Source organism: Paenibacillus sp. JT22N1 (assembly GCF_059692155.1).
In genome coordinates this window covers 114393-133270 of sequence record NZ_JCAUAW010000008.1, presented here as the reverse complement: position 1 = coordinate 133270, position 18878 = coordinate 114393, and the positions used below count along the sequence as shown (strand labels likewise).

The 18878-nt window shown below is 48.4% G+C and carries 15 protein-coding genes; 3 read left to right on the top strand and 12 right to left on the bottom strand.

Annotation, left to right across the window (positions count from 1 at the left end; all coding sequences use genetic code 11):
• Positions 1–117 precede the first annotated feature (117 nt).
• Positions 118–2259, top strand: a complete 2142-nt coding sequence (locus AC58UU_RS17120; protein ID WP_497317561.1) for an ATP-binding cassette domain-containing protein — start codon at positions 118–120, stop codon at positions 2257–2259.
• Here the strand turns inward: AC58UU_RS17120 and AC58UU_RS17115 are convergent.
• Together AC58UU_RS17115 and AC58UU_RS17110 are read right to left on the bottom strand one after the other, a co-directional pair.
• Positions 2223–2831 (bottom strand): SET domain-containing protein, encoded by a 609-nt coding sequence (locus tag AC58UU_RS17115; RefSeq protein ID WP_497317559.1) that lies wholly within the window; start codon positions 2829–2831, stop codon positions 2223–2225. The two genes, AC58UU_RS17120 and AC58UU_RS17115, sit on opposite strands and share 37 nt — an antisense overlap.
• A 126-nt stretch (positions 2832–2957) precedes the next feature.
• Positions 2958–3953 (bottom strand): helix-turn-helix transcriptional regulator, encoded by a 996-nt coding sequence (locus AC58UU_RS17110; protein ID WP_497317557.1) that lies wholly within the window; start codon positions 3951–3953, stop codon positions 2958–2960.
• A gap of 184 nt (positions 3954–4137) precedes the next feature.
• Here AC58UU_RS17110 and AC58UU_RS17105 point away from each other — a divergent pair, with 184 nt between their 5' ends.
• Both AC58UU_RS17105 and AC58UU_RS17100 read left to right on the top strand, forming a co-directional pair.
• Positions 4138–4293, top strand: coding sequence for a hypothetical protein (locus AC58UU_RS17105; RefSeq protein ID WP_497317555.1), 156 nt, complete (start codon positions 4138–4140; stop codon positions 4291–4293).
• A gap of 185 nt (positions 4294–4478) precedes the next feature.
• Positions 4479–4910, top strand: coding sequence for an EVE domain-containing protein (locus AC58UU_RS17100; RefSeq protein ID WP_497317553.1), 432 nt, complete (start codon positions 4479–4481; stop codon positions 4908–4910).
• A 165-nt stretch (positions 4911–5075) separates the two neighbouring features.
• On the opposite strand, the gene gcvPB is transcribed toward AC58UU_RS17100, so the two are convergent.
• The 10 genes from gcvPB to AC58UU_RS17050 all read right to left on the bottom strand — a co-directional run bounded on the left by gcvPB (position 5076) and on the right by AC58UU_RS17050 (position 18842).
• Positions 5076–6635, bottom strand: a complete 1560-nt coding sequence (gene gcvPB / locus AC58UU_RS17095) for an aminomethyl-transferring glycine dehydrogenase subunit GcvPB (protein WP_497317551.1) — start codon at positions 6633–6635, stop codon at positions 5076–5078.
• Positions 6636–6665: 30 nt separating this feature from the next.
• On the bottom strand, positions 6666–8081 hold the full coding sequence (gene gcvPA, locus AC58UU_RS17090) for an aminomethyl-transferring glycine dehydrogenase subunit GcvPA (protein WP_497317549.1): 1416 nt from the start codon (positions 8079–8081) through the stop codon (positions 6666–6668).
• Positions 8059–8295, bottom strand: a complete 237-nt coding sequence (locus AC58UU_RS17085) for a hypothetical protein (RefSeq protein WP_497317547.1) — start codon at positions 8293–8295, stop codon at positions 8059–8061. The genes gcvPA and AC58UU_RS17085 overlap by 23 nt, the downstream gene beginning before the upstream one ends.
• 24 nt (positions 8296–8319) lie before the next feature.
• Complete coding sequence (locus tag AC58UU_RS17080) at positions 8320–9102, bottom strand: SDR family NAD(P)-dependent oxidoreductase (protein ID WP_497317545.1); 783 nt, start codon at positions 9100–9102, stop codon at positions 8320–8322.
• Positions 9095–12244 (bottom strand): beta-galactosidase, LacZ type, encoded by a 3150-nt coding sequence (gene lacZ / locus AC58UU_RS17075; RefSeq protein ID WP_497317543.1) that lies wholly within the window; start codon positions 12242–12244, stop codon positions 9095–9097. The genes AC58UU_RS17080 and lacZ overlap by 8 nt, the downstream gene beginning before the upstream one ends.
• Before the next feature lie 426 nt (positions 12245–12670).
• On the bottom strand, positions 12671–13483 hold the full coding sequence (locus tag AC58UU_RS17070; protein WP_497317541.1) for a carbohydrate ABC transporter permease: 813 nt from the start codon (positions 13481–13483) through the stop codon (positions 12671–12673).
• Positions 13480–14433, bottom strand: a complete 954-nt coding sequence (locus AC58UU_RS17065; protein WP_497317833.1) for a carbohydrate ABC transporter permease — start codon at positions 14431–14433, stop codon at positions 13480–13482. Before AC58UU_RS17065 ends, AC58UU_RS17070 begins: the two co-directional genes overlap by 4 nt.
• A gap of 69 nt (positions 14434–14502) precedes the next feature.
• Positions 14503–15786 (bottom strand): ABC transporter substrate-binding protein, encoded by a 1284-nt coding sequence (locus AC58UU_RS17060; protein ID WP_497317539.1) that lies wholly within the window; start codon positions 15784–15786, stop codon positions 14503–14505.
• Positions 15787–15904: 118 nt separating this feature from the next.
• Positions 15905–17128 carry a response regulator transcription factor gene (locus tag AC58UU_RS17055; RefSeq protein ID WP_497317538.1) on the bottom strand — a complete coding sequence of 408 codons (1224 nt, stop codon included), beginning with the start codon at positions 17126–17128 and terminating at the stop codon, positions 15905–15907.
• Positions 17106–18842 (bottom strand): sensor histidine kinase, encoded by a 1737-nt coding sequence (locus AC58UU_RS17050; RefSeq protein ID WP_497317536.1) that lies wholly within the window; start codon positions 18840–18842, stop codon positions 17106–17108. The genes AC58UU_RS17055 and AC58UU_RS17050 overlap by 23 nt, the downstream gene beginning before the upstream one ends.
• Positions 18843–18878 lie beyond the last annotated feature (36 nt).

Genomic DNA, 18878 nt, shown 5'->3' with positions numbered 1-18878 from the left:
CATTTCCAATATCATATCATGGATTGATTTACGGAATATGAATGTCTGGGCTATACACCAAATCCAAACCTGATGTTAAAATAAAGGAAATGGTTCTTTAGTCCTGGGAGGTTATACATGTTTTCCTTTGTCCGTCTGCTCTTTTCCTCTTTCCTTCAGTACAAACTGCAGACTGCACTTCTGCTTGCCGCTCTCCTTGTTGAGCTGGCCTTCGAAACGTTCATACCGCTCAGTTACAAATTCATTATTGATTTGGCCATCGTTCCGCAGCAGTATAACCTGCTTCTACTGATTCTATCATTGATGGTTTCCGGCGCACTCGCTTCTGTCGTTGTGGGCATGTACCGTGATCGCATGTTCGCTGGTCTCGGCTCCCGCATCGTAACGAATTACTATAAGCAGCTCTTTGAGAAGCTGCAGAGCCTCTCTACCGACTTCTTCCATCGAATGGGCGGAGGCGACATCGTTTCTAGGTTCAATAATGATCTCATTTCCATTGATACGTTTATCAAGCTCATCCCCTACGCGCTTTTATCCATACTAGGGCTTATTTTGAACGTAGCGGTGCTATTCGTCCTGCAATGGCAGCTTGCGCTGCTTGCGGTGATTGGATTGCCGCTCTGTCTAATTGGCCCGAAATTATTCGGTCATAAGGCTTATGATGCCAGTTATCAGTTAAAAGAAGAGCAGGCCAGCATCGCCACTGCTGTACAGGAAAATGTGAGTGCTCAACCGGTCATTAAAGCGTTCGGGCTTCAACCGTTAATGATTGGACGCTTTGCCGATCGTATGCTGCAATACGGGAAGTTATCAACCCAATCCAGTTTTTTAAATTTCCTGATCGACCGTACGACCAATTTGGGCACGATGATTTTGAACTTGATGACGATTTGTGTGGGATCGATGCTAGCTTACTTCGGCATCCTCTCTATCGGTTCACTGCTCGCCTTCAGCGCGATTCTACTAAGCCTCAGCTACTTGGTTGCGGCTATAACCTGGCTTGCACCTCAATTTATTGAAGCGACATCCGGTATGCAGCGGGTCCGTGAGCTGCTCGATGAGCAGCCGAGCGTTCCCAGCAACGAACAAGCCGATCATCTGCCGCATTTTGAACGCGACATTGAATTTCGCAACGTCACGTTCGCTTATAGCCCAGAGCAGCGCAGTTTGAACGGCATCAGCCTTACGATTCCCAAAGGCACCTTTGCTGCATTTGTTGGAGCCAGCGGTTCCGGTAAAAGCACGATTATTAACTTGCTGATGCGCTTCTATGATCCGCAGATGGGCTCCGTGCGCTACGATGGGACCGACATCCGTCAAATTGCGCTGCAATCGCTCCGTTCTCAAATCGGGATCGTGTTTCAGGAAAGTTTCCTCTTCCGATCCTCCATACGTGAAAATATTCGTCTCGGCAAGCCCGAAGCTAGCGACGAGGAAGTGATGGAGGCAGCACGCTTAGCCGAAATCCACGATTTCATCGTGAGCCTTCCAGATGGGTACGATACGGATGTAGGCGAGCGGGGTGGACGTCTATCCGGCGGTCAGCGGCAGCGCGTCGCGATCGCCCGTGCCATCATTCGCAACCCGGCCATTCTTATCCTGGATGAAGCGACCTCGGCACTTGACCCGTCCACAGAGGCAGCCATCAACAAGACGTTACAACACATAACGGCCACTAGAACCGTCATATCCGTGACCCACCGTCTCGCATCGGCTGAGCATGCTGATTGTATCTATGTGCTGAATCAAGGCGAAATTGCCGAACAAGGCAGTCACCAGGAATTACTCAAGCTGCCGGAAGGACGTTATAAGCAATCGTGGACAAAGCAGACTGGCTTCGACATTAGCGAGGACGGCTATCACGTAGAGATTAGTTCGGGGCGGCTGAAGCTATTTCCGATTTTTTCAGAAATGGATGAATCGTTATTACGGGATATCTCCCACTTTTTCGTGACGGAATCCTATGCCAAAGAGCGGACGATCATCGACGAAGGTGATCTGGGGGATAAGTTTTACATTATTGTAAGGGGCAAGGTCGAAGTATTGAAAAAGAACAGCACCGGAACCAATGATCGGCTTGCCGTGCTGTCCGATGGCGATTTCTTTGGGGAAGTGGCGTTACTTCGCAACATTCCCCGAACTGCTACCATTCACACACTAACACCAGTTGTCTTTATCACGCTGCAGCGTGAATTTTTCCAAGACTTAATGAAGCGTGCTCCTCATTTGACAACATTCTTGGAATCACGGTCAAAATGAATGGCTCGAATGGAATCCACCAATCGCTGCTCTTTGGCAGCGATTTCTACTTTATCTTGAAATTCCGGGCGAATGAGATGCGCCAGTGGCTGTACGACCTCATAGTAGTGCTGGAAAGCATCTAACGCCTGAGCATCCCATACATAAGCGTATTGCTGCAAATCGCCGGGCATCACCCGCGTTCGGTTGGTCCCTTCCTCCGGGAAGCACTCAAACGGTTCATCCACATTCAGCGAGCCGTAATCGTCGGTTAACTGCTCCCCAGGATGAATGTCACGAACCGCGATTTCAATCTCATACGCCGTTCCAATACAGTTAGCATGGAAGCTGTGGTTCACATAACGACCATTATCCCAACAAAGTATGTACTTCCCATCCTGATTGCGGTAGGAGTACTTCAGAACTAGTTTCTTCCTATCTTCCTCGAGCGCCTGAACCGCTTCTGGCTCCAGAATTTGATCCAAATCATCGAGCGCCCAAGTAATTGTCCCTTTGGGAATGAGTCGGGTAGCGAAAACCCCGAAACCGATCTTGTCATCAATGTATCGCAGTTCCGTATGCGGATGCATCATGTCCATACACTCCTTGTCGAAAATGGGCGGTATTTGTCTTTTTATATTATATTATCGATTAACTCGCCGATTCCTGCTTTTCCCAAGGAATTCATGATTCAAAACTCTCAATTAATTGCAGGTCCCCTATTTGCTGAATTTAGAAGGTTCCGGTTCCCGATAAGCATCGACAAGGAACGCTGCGTGATCTTTGATGCTCTCGCGCAACGATTGTGGCTGTAACACGCGTGCGTAACGCCCCCAACTGAGTACCCATTGCAGAATATCTTTTTCATTTCGACAATGCAGCGTCGCAAGGACATCGTCCTCTCGTTCCTCCAAATTTGTTAAATAGAAAGAGGGATTTTCTCGAACCCAAGAAGCTGCCTCTTTTGCGAACGATACGGTCACTTCTACTAGAAAGTTTTGTTCTGGCTCATACTCACTCATCCGAAATTCGGAGGGACGCTCAAAGGTACTTGTCAACAGAGTAACAGACTCCATACGTTCCAAACGAAATTGACGCAATTCATTGCGCATGGTGCAATGACCCACGAAGTACCAGATTCCTCTCAGATGAACGAGTCCGTAAGGATGAGCGTTTCGTGTACACGAGGGTTCTTCGGATGCATAAGGGGAAGATCGGCGGCTTCTATACGTAAAAGAGAGCTCACGTTGTTCCAAAACGGCTCTGCGTACAAGCCCTAATATTTCTTGATCGGATTCCGTGATGTTCGGGGCATGAAAAGCTTCGTCCAAGTTCAGAAGATGAATACTGTCACGCAGCTGTTGAACCTGTATCCGTTGCTTTTCAGGCATAATTGCCTCTATTTTCTCTTGTGCTGCATGTGCAACTTCAGCATATGTGCTGTCAAAAGTAGTAGCTACATAGTCGCTCCCGAGTAACAGCATGGACGCCTCTAGAGCCGTCAATTGAATCGGCGGTAGAAAGAACCCTTCCATGAGCTCATACCCAATACCTGGTGTAGAGCGCAGTGGTATGCCTGAAATCGAGAGGGCCTCCATATCACGGTACACCGTACGGATGCTCATTTCGAAGCGGCTTGCCAAATCTTCGGCACGCACTACCCCTTTTCTCTGTAGTTCCAGAAGAATTGCAAGCATACGATCAGAACGTTTCATGAAAAAAGCCTCCGTCTTGCTCCTGACAATACGTTGTCATGAGCAGGTTGTTATAATGAACATATTCTCACTTCAAGTAGGAGAATCCTACATCAGAAAAGGAGAATTATCTCAAGACTATCAAAATTGGTACCGCCAGCCAATAATTTACAGCTGACTAACCATAAAAAGAGGAGCAATTAAAATGTGGAAATTCGATCACAGCGTTACAACCGATGCAAAGGCGGAAACCATTACAGCCGAAAGGGCGGGATGCGCTGGCATACATGATCGTGGAAGTAAAGCCTTTACGGTCTTTTTCAGACATAACACATATGCCTGCGGCCGGCATCAGTATTAGTTTCTCACATGACATCGATTCGAAAGAAAACGGTACGAGGGTAACTCACACGATGACCATTACCGGTCCAAATGCTGAAACTTTAGGGCCACAAATCGGAGGAGAAATTTCACAACGTATCCCTCTACGGCCCAATCACTTGTCCAGTTGGCCAGAAAAATTGAACTCGAGGCTGTGTGATTTATATGGAAAATAATAATCTTCGTTATTGGATCGGAGTCGTTTCTAAATCGCACGTCATGAGAGGAGTAGAAGGCGGCTTTGCACAATTGTGTCACGGAAAAGCCGCTCCCTTAAAGCGAATGAGACAGGGAGATTGGCTAATCTATTATTCCCCAAAAACGGATTTAAACGGCGGTGAACCTTTACAGGCATTTACAGCAATTGGACAAGTGAGAGATGACGAAGTGTACGAGTATCCTATGAGTGAATCCTTCATTCCATATCGACGCAACATAGATTATTATGAGTGTACGGAGGCTCCCGCCCATTCCCTCTTGGAGAGAATGAGTTTCACCAAGGGAAACCGAAATTGGGGATATCGCTTTCGCATGGGACACTTTGAAATTGATCTAACGGATTTCACAATAATTTCAGAAGCTATGAGAAAGCAATGATTTTTCTACAATTAAATTCACAAATGAATAAAGTGGGATCCCTTATTAAAATATTGGATTCCACTTTTTGTGTTTAGAGTTTGTCCCTCATACTTACAAACAGAAAAGACCCCTCACGGAGCCTCTCTGTTCAACAATAATTATAGATGATAATGATAGATCGATTTATACCGGTTGAGTCTTTTTCAAATACGCACGCCAAGTAATGCACCACTGCTTCGGATCATCTAAGGACGATTCATCGTTCCGGTGAACGGTGCTGTTATGCGGAGCTGACCGCACAATTTCCGGCTGTGTGTAGGCTTCATTCGAGATATGCTCCAGCGCATGGATGTATTCGTCCAGATCCTCTTTGGAATAAGACTCTGTCGGCTCCAAAGTAAACGGCTGCTTCACGATATATGGATGATGAGACGTCCAGTAATGCAGGCCGAAATCACACATGCGGCGAGTAATATCCTCTGTCGTGACACCTGTTTCATCTGTAAGCTGCTTCCAACTGTAGCGAACCTGCTCAAGGCGGCGTCCTTTGATATAAGGTGCGCTTGCACCGCGGATTTGCAGGATTTTGTGATAAAGATAATTGTTGTTCAGAACCGCAATTTGGGCGACATCCTTCAGTCCGTCTGGACCGAGGCTCATAATCCAAGCGTAGGAACGCAGTACAGTCTGTGCAACCCCATGGAAGCTGCGAACTTTACCAATGCTGTCTCCCGTCTGATTCTTCAGAACATAACGGCTTCCGTCGTAATCTACGAGCGGTCCAGGTAAGAAACGTTTCAGTTCCTCGCTTACACCAAGAGCACCCGTAGCCGGACCGCCGCACATATGAGGAGCCGCAAACGTCTTATGCAGATTGAAGAAGCACATGTCAAAGCCCGCTTCTTTCGCTCTCGTGATGCCAAGCAGGCCGTTTGCGTTGGCCTGATCGTAGAAGCAGACTCCACCCGCTTCGTGAACAATGTCGGTAAACTCGCGAATGCGGTGGTTATAGATGCCAGTGTCCTCCGGGTTCGCAACGACAAAACCAGCTGTTCGCTCGGAGATTACACTCTTCAGCTTCTCTAGATCCGGGAAGCCGTCTTCGTCTGGGTGCAGCGTTATGATTTTGTAGCCCTTGACCGCAGCTGTCGCAGCTTGGGAGGGGTGGGAGAAAATCGTCGTAATGATCTCATCCCGCTGATCTCCCTCACCTCGCGAATCATGATAAGCACGAACGATGGATGCCATCGCAAGCAAGGCTTGCGTGCCGCTGCTCGGTTGGAACGAGAAGGCATCCATCCCGCTGATCTCACGCATGGCAAGGTCCAGCTTATAGAAAATCTCCAGCATGCCCTGAACAGAATCTGCGTCCTGCAAGGGATGAAGCTCCATCATATGGGGCGTACGGATAAGCATTTCGTTGATGCGCGGAATATACTTCATCGTACAAGTGCCTTGTCCGATCTCAACATTCATATCGGAGCCAAGAGTCTCCTGGGACAGGCGCAAATAATGCCGAAGTACTTTGGCTTGACCGATCTCGGGTAAAGCCGGCGCTGATTTTCGCTTCATAGAAGAAGGTATACGTCCAATGCCGTCTCCCACCTCAGCTGCAATGGCAGCCTCCGTTCCTGGCGGAATAACCCCTCGCTCACCCTGACGGTGAAGCTCAAATATAACCGGCTCATCCCATTTGGCTTGATGAAAATTACGGACTTTATGGTCTCTGCGAATTCGTTTCATGGCGTTCCGTCCTTTCTCTATATAAGTCGATCACGGTTTGCGAACAATGGTTTGAATGGTGTCTGCTAGACGATCTAGATCAGCCTGCGAATGAATTTCAGTTACGCAGTAGAGGGCACATTGTCCCCATGCCGGGAAAGAAGTCGATAAATCTTTGCCTCCGAATATTCCCGCTTCTGACAGGCGCGCATTAATTTCAGCGACAGTTAGGCCTGTTTCGTTGAAATCAACAACAAACTCCTTGAAGAAAGCTGTTTCTGCGAACCGAAGGGAAATGCCTGGAATGGCGGAGATTTTCTTGGCCGCGTATTGCGACTTCTGCATGATGGTCTCGCCGACTTCCTGCATACCGGTTGGTCCAAGCAAGGACAGGTAGACACCTGCGGTTATGCCCCATAATGCCGTCTGGGTACCAACGGACTCCTTCCCTTTCTCACGAAGCGCGAAGGATGTGCGCTCATAAGCTACATCGCCGAAGCCATATTCGCCTTCAACCTCCGTCGGCACGATGCCGAAAAGCCGGGAGGGATATTCCATGACATATTTCTCTTCATCGCGCGTCGCGATAAACCCGGCTTGCCCGCCGCCATAGTTCATATGCATCCCCAGCGGCTGCAAATCACCACAGACGATATCTGCGCCATATTGGCTCGGAGGCTGAAGAACGCCAAGTGAGATCGGGTCCACACCAACAATGGAGATGGCATTCACGGAATGAGCAAGCTCCGAAATTTCATGTCCTTGGTCTTCGATGATGCCGAGGTAACCCGGATTCTCAAAGTATACCGCAGCTATTTCGCTAGATAGCTTGCTGCGCAAATCATTCAAGTCCATTTTGCCCGTTGCCTCGTTGATTTCAACAAAACGCAGTTCCATCACGGGTGTACAGTAGTTGCCCATGATCATGACTTTGTCAGGGTCGACTGACTTTGGAAGCAGTGCAACACTGCGGCCTGTCATGCGGCCCGCCATCCGAATCGCTGTTGAAGCCGCTTGTGCCCAGTCGAAGGTAGGGACATTAACGACGTCCATATCAACCAGCTCAGCCATTAGACTTTGATACTCGAACAGGGTTTGGAATCGTCCATGATCTTCATAGGGTTCACCGGCATAAGCCGTAACGAACTCGGAACGCTGATTGATTTCGTCACAGACAGCCGGAATAAAATGCTGCCAGCAGCCTGCTCCGAGGAAATTCAAATATGCGGCACCGTGTTTGTTCTTGGCGAGCAGACCATCAATATGACGGCGTAGCTCATATTCCGTCATTGCTGGCGGGAGGTTCATCTCCCTATTCAGCTTCAAGCTGTCTGGAATGGCGTCATGAAGCTGATCCATCGAGGTCAGGCCGATTTCCTTCAACATCGCATCACGAACCTCAGGCACGGTATTCGGTATATAAGGATGGGCATAAGTTCTGTTATTAGGCAAAGGTAACGCCTCCATTCATCGTTGTATACTTACAAGGTAGTTTAAAAAATCCACTCTCATAACGAAGTAATTCAGGAAGTGTATCGACATCGAATCTTGAACGAATCCGGGAAGTCCGGTACTCACGTAGCAAAGCTACACTCCGTTCCTCCTTCTCCGGATTTCGTCCAACCTTCTCGATTCTGAAAGCGGACTTTTTAAACACGAACTTATAGATTCTTAACTGCAAAGCGGGAGCTGGACGGAATCGCCCTTAAGCAATGCCCCCGCCATCCACAACAAGCACACTTCCCGTTACCCAAGAAGACATGTCACTCGCTAGAAACAGGACCGCATTAGCGATATCTCGCGGTGTACCGAGCCTCTCCAGCGGGCGTCCGCCGGCCGAGGCGATTAGGAATTCGGCCTCGTTTCGCTGAAGCTGCTTTGCTTCATCACGCAGCAGCGGCGTGTCCGTATCGCCTGGCGATACGCAGTTCACGCGAATGTTGGCGATGCCATGATCGATAGCCATAGCCCGCGTTAAATTCACAACGCCAGCCTTGGCAGCGCAGTAGGCAGCAGCGCGGTCTCCGCCTTTTAGGCCCCAACCGGAGCCAGAGTTAATGATGCTGCCTCCGCCCTCTCGCTCCATGATCGGAATGATATATTTGGACAGTAGATAAACGCCCTTCAAGGAAACATCTATTACCAAGTCCCAATCACGTTCTTCCAGCTCAACGACCGTTTTACGACGAATAATCCCAGCATTGTTGAACAAAATATCAATTCGTCCGTGTGCAGCATCAATTTCTGCCGCAACACGCTGACAATCAGCAGAAGAAGACACATCACAGCGATAAAAACTTGCTTGGCCTCCCTGCTGTTTAATTCCAGCCACCGCTTGTTCACCCTGCGCTTCGTTAATATCTAGAAGGACGGAATATGCTCCAAAGCTGGCCAGCAGTTCAGCCGTCGCAAGACCAATCCCTGAGGCTCCGCCGGTCACAACTGCTATTTTTCCCGTTAAGTTCAATACGTCATGTGCGTTAAGCATGGTTTGTACCCTCCTGTTGTAGATGTTTCACTTTCGCTTCTAGTCTCATTTGATGGCTCAACCGCTCTGGTGAGGCATCTTCGGATAGATATGGCTTAAGCAGTATCTGGAAACGGAATGCTTCTGAGTTGACTGTGTTCTCCGGAGACTGAGCCGGTCCACAGCTGTTGCTGCCCAGACCATTCTGCCTGTAATCCAAGTTGAGTGTAATGAAATCCCGTGGAACAAGATCACTAGCATGTTTGGCTGCTTCTATGTCAGCATCGGTATAGCGTCGTGCACTGAATTCAAGAGTCGGTACTCCTACAGCGAGTAAGCCGATTCCGGCACCGTCTGTCATGGATACCCACCTTACATCAGTGCGGTTGCCGTTTTCCTGCGGATAAATATATGGCGTGAATAGTTCATCTACAGACTTCCGATACACACCAAACCGTCCTGCTTCTTTACTATCGGAGTAGTTCTCTCCCGGACCACGTCCGTACCATTTAACAGCGTCCATGTCTCCCGGTATCTCCATTTGGAGTCCAATCTTCGGAAGCATAGCAGGCGGCTTGCCTTCTGGGACGCCTTGCACGTCGATCACGATAAGACCTGAGCCCGTTATGGTGTAAGTCGTTTCACATCGGAAGCCCCAGTCGAATACTGGAGGTGCAATGCGAGACTCCCAAATTACACGAATCGTCTCCTCATCAAGCCGCTCCCAGCGACAATCATCAATTCGTTCGCTGAGCCTATTGAGATGCGCCTTGTACCAGTCGGGAAGGACATACATATCGTTATCAATTGGCGCACGCCAAAAGTTAAGACGCGGCCCCGTGTTCACTAGCTCTTGGCCATTCATTCGCAGCGAACTGATTCCTGCTTGCCGGGTGTCTAATACGATTCGGAATGAATCGTTCGCGAGGATGAGCTGACGCCCTTCCTCTGTGCAGGATAAACTCCGCATATGCAAACTAGCTGCTTCAGAAGCGGATGAATCATCTACGTTCCCAACTGCTTCTAGAGCGAGTTGTGCCCAAGCTACCTCATGTCCTTGCTCACCCCAGATGCAATCTGCCGCAAGCGTGAAGCCGACATTCAACCAGCGCTCAGCACCCTGATCCAATATGGCTAACTGCAGATCTGCTTTTACTGGAACATACAGCTCTGCACTTTCACCAGGGCCAACTCGCGGCAGAACAAGCACACCGCTTTGGACGGTCCGCCCATCTACGGTCACACTCCAATCTGCATAGAGGTGATCGAGCATTACAAAATCGTAGCGATTCATGATACGTATGCGATTATCTTTTATATACTCGACCCTTACAGGCTCAATAATTTTCTTGTATTCAATAAGACCTGGGGAGGGTGTCCGATCTGGTCGAACAAGACCATCAATAACGAAATTGCTGTTGTTCGGCACATCGCCGTAGTCTCCGCCGTAAGCGTAGTCGTCTTTACCATCAGCCGTCTTCCTGCGGATTCCGTGGTCGATCCATTCCCAGACGAAGCCGCCCTGCAGTCTTCTATAAGCATCGAAGGTATCAAAATACGGCTTGAGTCCGCCTGGACCATTCCCCATGGCATGGGCGAATTCGCATAGGATATGCGGTTTAGGATGATCAGCTATCTGACCGAAGCCTACCATCTTCTCAACAGAAGAGTACATGGTGCTCACAATATCGCACACTTCCGCTTCACGATCTTCTTCATAATGAATGAGCCGGGTTGGATCTGCTTGTTTGCACCACGCCGACATTGCTCGGAAGTTCCAGCCGAAGCCGGACTCATTGCCAAGTGACCAGAACAAGACGGAAGGATGATTCTTATCGCGCTCTACCATGCGGCGTACGCGGTCGACATATGCTTCCTGCCAAGCAGGATCATCGCTTAGCCGTGAAATATTGCCCAGAGGCTCAAAGCCGTGAGTTTCCAAATCGGTTTCTTCCATGACATATAAACCATATTCGTCGCAAATATCGTAAAACCGCGGATCATTCGGATAATGAGCAGTTCTGACCGCATTAATGTTATGCTGCTTCATCATCTTTACATCTTGAATCATGGTCGACAGCGTCACTGTGCGTCCTGTATCCGGATGGTGATCATGACGGTTTACACCTTTCAGCATGATCGCCTTGCCGTTCACCAAAAACTGGCCGTCCTTCACTTCGATCTTGCGGAAGCCAACTCGCTGAGCAACCGTCTCCACCACTTTATCGTTCTGATCCACTACGCCTATCGTCAAATGATAAAGAGTAGGAGCTTCAGCACTCCAAAGCGCAGGTTTCGTGAGTGGAATTGAAAATTCCAGAATCGTCTGATCAGCAGCGGCGACTGTGATCTGTTCTTCAGCTGAAACAACGAATGAACCTTCACTATCCAGCAGCTGCAGTTGGAGTTTTCCTTGCAGCGCATTTCCATGCAGTTCAACTTGAACTGATAAAGTCGCATCGCTGTAGTTAGCGTCCAGTTCGGTAACGATTCGATAGTCCACGATCCGTATGGAGGACGGCTCCGAAATCAGATACACATCCCGGAAAATACCGCTCATATACCACATGTCCTGGTCTTCCAGATAGCTGCCGTCTGACCATTGATAGACGCGCACTGCCATACGATTGATTCCCTGCTTTACATACGGTGTCAGATCAAATTCTGATGTCAATCGGCTTCCTTGACTATAACCAACGAATGTCCCATTGACCCATACATGGAATGCACTATCCACGCCATCGAATTTCACTGCCAGTTTTCTGCCGTCCCAATGCTGTGGAAGCTCAAACTCTCGCACATAGCTGCCTGTCGGATTATCGTTAGGCACATGCGGAGGATCTACCGGGAACGGATAATATAAGTCCGTATAATGCGGATTGCCATATCCCTTCAGCTGCCAGTGGCTCGGAACTTGGATCTCATCCCAGCCAGACAAGTCATAATTCTCTTTGTAAAAATCATCCGGCGCCCATTCAGGCCCCTTCGCATAATGAAACTTCCAACTGCCATTCAATGATTTGAACCAAGGTGAGCTTCCTCGGTCATAGCTCAAAGCTCCGGCTTGATCGGAATGTGGGATAAAATATGCCCGGCTTTTCGCGCGATTACGCTCTAACACCGCAAGATTATCCCAATCACGTGCCGCTTTCTCGTTACGCATGGCTGCTTCTCCTCTCGAATCTCTCTATATGAGTCTCTATTGATCTTCTGTTAAAAAAAACCTAATCTGGTCCACACGACGCGTATCCATTGGAATAAGGAGACCGTCGATTCATTCATCTAATCTTGCTTTGCATTGAGGTGTCTTAGATCGGGTTCAATCTTCAACTATGCTCAATTGAGGTTGCTAGATGAATGAATCCATGTTCGCGGATGAATGATGTTGTAGAAAGTGCAACAATTGCTACCTAAATCTCGCCTTTTTCCATTAGTTGTTGCATAATGTACAACAATTAGGTCCTAAAAAGGCCATTTCGCAACAACTGGGCTAAAAATGTTGTACAAACTGCAACTTCAAGTTGCAAAATAGCCTTTAGGCGTGCAAATTGTTGTATAGAATACAACATTGGTAACCACTATAGCCCATCTACCCCTTAATCCCCGTACCCGCGATTCCACCGACAATGTAGCGCTGCGCGAAGAAGAACACGGCCAGCGGCGGAATGGAGATCAAACAGGTTATAGCCATAATGGACTGCATATCGACGCCAAACATCCCTTTGAACTGCGACAATCCAAGCGTCAGTGTATATTTCGACTGATCATTGAGGAAAATTAGAGGTCCCAGATAATCGTTCCAACAGCTCATAATCTGAAACACGCCGACTAAGATGAGCGATGGTCCCATGAGCGGAACAATGATCCGCATAAGAATAGCAAATTTGTTTGCCCCATCGATCGTTGCTGCCTCATCTAACTCGCGAGGAAGCGTCAGAATGAACTGTCTCAGCAAAAAGATATAATAAGCCGAACCGAACCACGACGGAACAATAAGCGGTTTGAGCGTATTAATCCAGCCGAGGTAGTTAAACTCCATATACTGCGGGATCATGGTGACTTCCCAAGGGATCATCATTGTAGCAAGCACAATCAGAAACAGCAGATCGCGCCCTATAAATTGGAATCTCGCAAACCCGTAGGCTACAAGCGTACAAGATATCAGTTGGCCGAGCGTTGACATCAACGTCACGATGACGGTATTTTTCAGGAATAAGTTAAAAGGCTGAATCGTCCACGCATCGGCGAAATTACTGAATTTCCAAACCGAAGGAATCCATTTTGGTGGGAAAAGGTACAGCTCCGCTGGCGATTTCACCGCCGTCGTCACCGCCCAGAACAGCGGAGCGACGAACAGCAGCGAGCAGATAATCAGCATCGTATATACGATTATCCGTTTCATGCAGATCGCCTCCTTCCGCTGGATTTCACTTTCTTCTGTGACTTTTGCTTCATTTCGCCTTCATAGAACACCCAAGCCTCAGACGACTTGAATACAAGGAATGTCAGACTTAGCACAATAAGGAACATGAACCATGCGTTTGCTGCGGAATAACCCATTTTAAAAAACTTAAATGCATTCTCGTACATATACATCGCGTAGAAATACGTTGATTTCATCGGACCGCCTCCAGTGAGCAGAAGCGCGAGGGTCAACTGTTGGAACGCCGCGATAATGGACGTAATCAGATTGAATATAATTGTCGGGCTGAGCATCGGAATCGTAACGCTGAAGAATTGTCTGAGCTTACCCGCTCCATCTATGGAAGCGGATTCGTATAGATCCTTCGGTATCCCCTTGAGCCCTGCGAGAAAAATGAGCATCATCGAGCCTTGTCCCCATAGGCTTGCAACGACCATCGCAACCAGAGACCATTGTTTATCATTCAACCAGTTCGGACCTTGCACACCGAAGATCGACAGAAAATAATTTAGAATGCCGTAATCTCCGCTGTACACCCAGGACCAGATCATAGCTAGCGCCACGCCCGAGATCACAGAGGGCAGGTAGAACGCGGTTCGAAAAATCGCGCTGCCGCGAATTTTCTGATTGAGCAGAATCGCAAGTCCAAGTGCAACCGCTATATTGAGCGGAACAAACAGCGCTGCGAACTTGATCGTCACGCCGAATGACTTCCAGAACAGCGGATCTTTCGTAAACATATCCACATAATTGCCTAAACCGATAAAGCGCACTTTACCTACAATCGGCCAATCGAAAAACGAAATAATAAGCGAGAATAACAACGGCCCTAAAGTGAACACTAGGAATCCGAAGATCCATGGGAAAATGAAGAGGTAGGGAGTTACCCCACCCCAACTTCGTTTCCTTCTAGGTTTGAGGTTGGCCATTGGTTTCCCTGCGTTTGCTTGCTGCGGGTAGGTCTGAGCCATCTCCCTAACCTTCTTTCTGTAGAAATGTTATTTCAAATAACGCTCACTGTCTTTGACTGCTTGATCCAGCGATTCCTGTGCATTACTGCCAAGTACGGTTGCTTCTACGGCCGAAGATAGCTGACGATTTACTTCATTCCACTTTGCATTGAGCAGGAATGCCGGCGAATTGTCGGAGCGCTGCAGCATCGTGTAAAACGGCTTGTACAGAGGATCTTGATCTTTCTTTAGCTCGTTTACGACACTTACTCTGACCGGCAAATCCGCTACGCGCATCTTGATCGCTTCATTGGAAACATAATATTTGATAAACTCCCAAGCGAGATCCTTCTGTTTCGAATCCTTCGCAATAGATAAGGCAGATTCAGCAATCACGCCTTTGACTGGTTTACCTGGAAACGCAGGCATCTCCACTGTCCCTACATCAATCCCTGCTTCCTTGAACGATTCCAGCGGCCAGATACCGCTTTCCCACATGGCGATTTTGCCGCCTTTGAAAATATCCTCACCGCTTTGTTGTCCTTTACCTCCGGCCAGCACGGCCGAACCGTTCTTGACCATATCCCCGAACATTTGAATGGCTGCGGCTGTTGCTTTGCTATTCATGAAGCCATTAATGGTTTTGCCGTCATTAGAGATAAAGGAACCGCCGTTACTCCATACAAATCCTTGCAGATCGTACGTATCGTTCTCTGCCCGAACACCGAAACCATACTGTTTCTTGGCTTTATCCGTCAGCTTCTTGGAGATATCCTGGAAATCATCCCATGTCCAGCCGTCCTTCGGATAAGGAACCTTGGCATCATCAAACATCTTCTTGTTGTAATACACGACACGAGTCGTGAAGCCAGCCGGGATTCCATAGAGCTTGTTCTCGATCGTCGCGTAATTGAACAACCCTTTGTAGAAATCATCCTTTTTCAAGTCCTTGTCTCCGTCAGCGTAGCTGCCGAGCGGCTCAAGCGATTGATGATACGTTGGGAAATCCCACATGTACATGACATCCGGAGGATTCGTAGCACCGAAACCCGCAGCTAGCTTCTGGTCGAAACCGTCAGCGTACGCTTCTACCTGGACCTTCGTTCCCGGATGGTTCGCTTCGAACTTCTTCGCGATATCCTGCTCGATCTTAAGCGCATCCCCGGTATCCCATGTAGCGAATCGAAGCGTCTTCTCTTTGGCAGCATTGTTCCCGTTCGCCGGTGTTGTTGTCGCCTTGCTAGTCGTACCCTCGTTATTACCGACGCATGCTGTAAGCGCAGTCATCGTCATTGCAGTCGTAAGAACAATGAGTGAAAGTTTCTTGATCATTCTGTCAGCTCCCCTATCAGTGAATGAGTATATAATAATTGAACCGCTTTCATCATAACTAAAATGAAAGCGGTTCAAAACCGATAACTATTCGAATGTTTGTGCGTTTTTGTTCGATTCACTGAGGTGGGTGTCCATATGTTCGGACGGTACCGTCTTTATGTTCGGCGCGGTACTGACTTGGCGTTTGGCCTGTGCAGCGCTTGAACCATTTGCTGAAATATTTGCTGTCTCCAAGCCCCGTACGCTCAGCGATATCCTGAATCGTCAGCGGCGTATCCTTTAATAATCCGTAGGCCAGCTTGAGCTTACGTTTGTATTGAAAAGCCACGAAGCTGTCTCCCAGCGTTTTCTTGAAAATGATAGAGAAGTGGCTTCGGCTGAGACCAACCTGTCCAGCCACATCGCTGACAGACCACTCAGCCGCTGGATTGTCATGCAGAAGCTTAACCGCTTTCCAGATCGGCTCCGGCCAATCTGTGGCCGTTACGCCATAGGCTTTCTCCAATTCTGCTGCTTTATGCAGGATTAACAATGCTTCAAGACGTTCCTCCGTGCTTGTGAGCGGCCCTCTTTTGGCCCATTGCAGCTTCGCATTCTCGCTCTTTCTCTCCACAAGCAAGCTTTCCGCAGCATTCAGAAGCGATTCTGGCACTATATAGTAGCAGCGCTCATCCCCATAAGGAATGACTGCCCCTTCACATAGCTGGCGATCTTCCTCTAGCGCTTCCTTTAACAGATCAAGCCATGACCCCTCACACCCGGAAGTCTTGATCAGATAGATGTAAACCGGCTCACCATGGAAAGACCACACCTCGCGGGTACGTTTCCCCATCTCTCCAATAAGTTTGTCATTATGGCCATTCAGCCAAGCATAGAGCAAGGTACCCAGCCGCTCATCCTCGTCTTCGCTGTCAGCTACTTGAGCAGCTGTTGGTGCCGAAGGAGCTATCGCAAGCTCATGTTGAAATTTCGCCAGCATGCCTTCCAGCTCCTCATCCTCGAAGGCGGTTTTGAGCAGATAGCCAGCTGCTCCCAGCTTCATTCCCTGTTGAGCGTACTCGAAATCCCGGTGGCAGCTGAGCAGAATGATTTTCGTATCGGGAGCTGCTTCCTTGACTCGGCGTGACAATTCAATACCATCCATTTCGGGCATAACAATGTCGGTAATGACTACTTGAGGCCGATGCTCAAGGAAAGCTTCCCAAGCTTTGCGGCCATTTGGGGCGTCCGCCACCACTTCCATCCCATATTTATCCCAAGGAACAGTGGAACGAAGTCCTTTACGGACAATGCTTTCGTCATCTGCAATGATTACCTTAATGGTCTTGATTGTTTCCATGCGGACTCTCCTCCTTCTTAGGCCATTCCATGATGATCGTAGTCCCTTCACCCTTGATGGATTGCACCTTTAACCCATACTGCAGTCCAAAATGTAGTTTGAATTTCTGATCGGCATTTTGCACACCCAGTCCTCCCCTACCCTTACGCTTCGTATCGCTTGGCCGAAGAAGGCGCTTCAGCTTATCCGCTGAAATGCCCACTCCGTTATCAGATAGTGTAAGCAGCAAATGATTGCCTTCTTCCTGAACGGTTAAGCGGATCACTCCCTTGCCATCCTCGAAGCCGTGGAAGAAAATATTCTCGAACAACGGCTGCAGTGTCATGCGGGGAATCAGATAGCGCTTGAGCAATTCATCGCATGTCAGTTCATACTCGAATACGGGGCCATAACGGACCTCTTGGATTTTCAGAAAATGCTCAATCATCCGCAGCTCTCGGCCAAGCGGTATCAGCTCCTGCGAGATATCCAGATTGCCTTCGAGTACCATCGTGAGATGGTACAGCATTTGGCGGATATCCTCCGCTCCCTGAAGCCTGGCTTTCCATTGAATGGAGTTAAGTGTATTAAAGAGCAGATGCGGGTTGATCTGATAATGAAATGCCTTCAGCTCCGCCTCCTTCTTGAGCCGTTCGCTCCGTTCAACCTCGCCAATCAAAGTCTGTATGCCGCCCACCATATTGTTAAAGCTCGTATCCAAAATGCCCAGCTCATCCTTGGCTTCTACTTGAGTCCTCGTATGCAGCTTACCGAAGCTGACCTTCTGCATCGCATCCTTAAGACGGCGAATCCGTGCGGTGAATCGGGAGGAGAATAAATACGCAAGCCCAAAAGCCAGCAGACATGAAGCTACTGCAACCATAATCGTATTCGATCTTATAATGCTGGAGGAGCGATAGAACGACTGGGAAGGCAGCCTCGCCTCGATCGTCCAATGATTAGCTGCAAGTGTTTTGTTCCAGACAATATCACTGGTTTGCGAAGTGAAGGCAGTTGCTGACTCATATATAATTCGTCCCTGTGGATCTGCTATTCTTAGATGAGCCTTCGTATCGTTCTCGAATAACTTGAACATATGAAGCAGATCTTCCGCATTCTCCTCTATAAGAATCTTGCTCCCCCGAAGCGCGCCGTAAGGATTGTTAATCGGTACAGCTAAGCCCAGCACGGGCATTCCGGAATCTTCGGTTTCCGTCATCCCATGATTCTGAGAATAGAAACCCAGCCAGTACTTCCCTTCATTAGCATCCGACATGGATTGCCAAGCTGGAATACGGCTGAGCTTCGACACATCGAGATTATTTTCTCCATAATAGTAGCCAGAACTGGTAATAATGTAGATGCCTGTCGTTCGGTCGGTTTTAAGCGCTTTCAGAAGAACTTCAAAATCATTCTTATCCATAATCTCTTTATAAGTTGTCGGAACCTGGTTCCCTAGATCGACCCTTGCAGGATCAAGTAAATAGGAATAAACCGTCTCCGTCGTCTGATTCATCCGATTCAAATACGAACTCATCTGCTGCTCCAGTTGCGCCACAGCATTCTCCCCATATTTGCCAAACTGTGAATTAATGACCTTCGCGGACTGGTAATAAGACAAGGCCCCAAGCGATAGCAGCGGAATAATCGTCACAATGAGAAAACAGAAGAGCAGCTTCGTGCGAATGCTCCGATAAGAGCCAGACAAAAGGCGGATGTTGAGTCGCTTAAGCAAATAATCTTTGATGATCGCACCCTCCCTCCAGCATTC

Coding starts and splice junctions, on each gene's coding strand:
- AC58UU_RS17105 (WP_497317555.1), top strand. CDS start 4,138: ATGTGGAAATTCGATCACAGCGTTACAACCGATGCAAAGGCGGAAACC.
- AC58UU_RS17110 (WP_497317557.1), bottom strand. CDS start 3,953: ATGAAACGTTCTGATCGTATGCTTGCAATTCTTCTGGAACTACAGAGA.
- AC58UU_RS17055 (WP_497317538.1), bottom strand. CDS start 17,128: ATGGAAACAATCAAGACCATTAAGGTAATCATTGCAGATGACGAAAGC.
- AC58UU_RS17080 (WP_497317545.1), bottom strand. CDS start 9,102: ATGCTTAACGCACATGACGTATTGAACTTAACGGGAAAAATAGCAGTT.
- AC58UU_RS17060 (WP_497317539.1), bottom strand. CDS start 15,786: ATGATCAAGAAACTTTCACTCATTGTTCTTACGACTGCAATGACGATG.
- AC58UU_RS17070 (WP_497317541.1), bottom strand. CDS start 13,483: ATGAAACGGATAATCGTATATACGATGCTGATTATCTGCTCGCTGCTG.
- gcvPB (WP_497317551.1), bottom strand. CDS start 6,635: ATGAAACGAATTCGCAGAGACCATAAAGTCCGTAATTTTCATCAAGCC.
- gcvPA (WP_497317549.1), bottom strand. CDS start 8,081: ATGGAGGCGTTACCTTTGCCTAATAACAGAACTTATGCCCATCCTTAT.
- lacZ (WP_497317543.1), bottom strand. CDS start 12,244: ATGCGTAACGAGAAAGCGGCACGTGATTGGGATAATCTTGCGGTGTTA.
- AC58UU_RS17065 (WP_497317833.1), bottom strand. CDS start 14,433: ATGGCCAACCTCAAACCTAGAAGGAAACGAAGTTGGGGTGGGGTAACT.
- AC58UU_RS17100 (WP_497317553.1), top strand. CDS start 4,479: ATGGAAAATAATAATCTTCGTTATTGGATCGGAGTCGTTTCTAAATCG.
- AC58UU_RS17115 (WP_497317559.1), bottom strand. CDS start 2,831: ATGATGCATCCGCATACGGAACTGCGATACATTGATGACAAGATCGGT.
- AC58UU_RS17120 (WP_497317561.1), top strand. CDS start 118: ATGTTTTCCTTTGTCCGTCTGCTCTTTTCCTCTTTCCTTCAGTACAAA.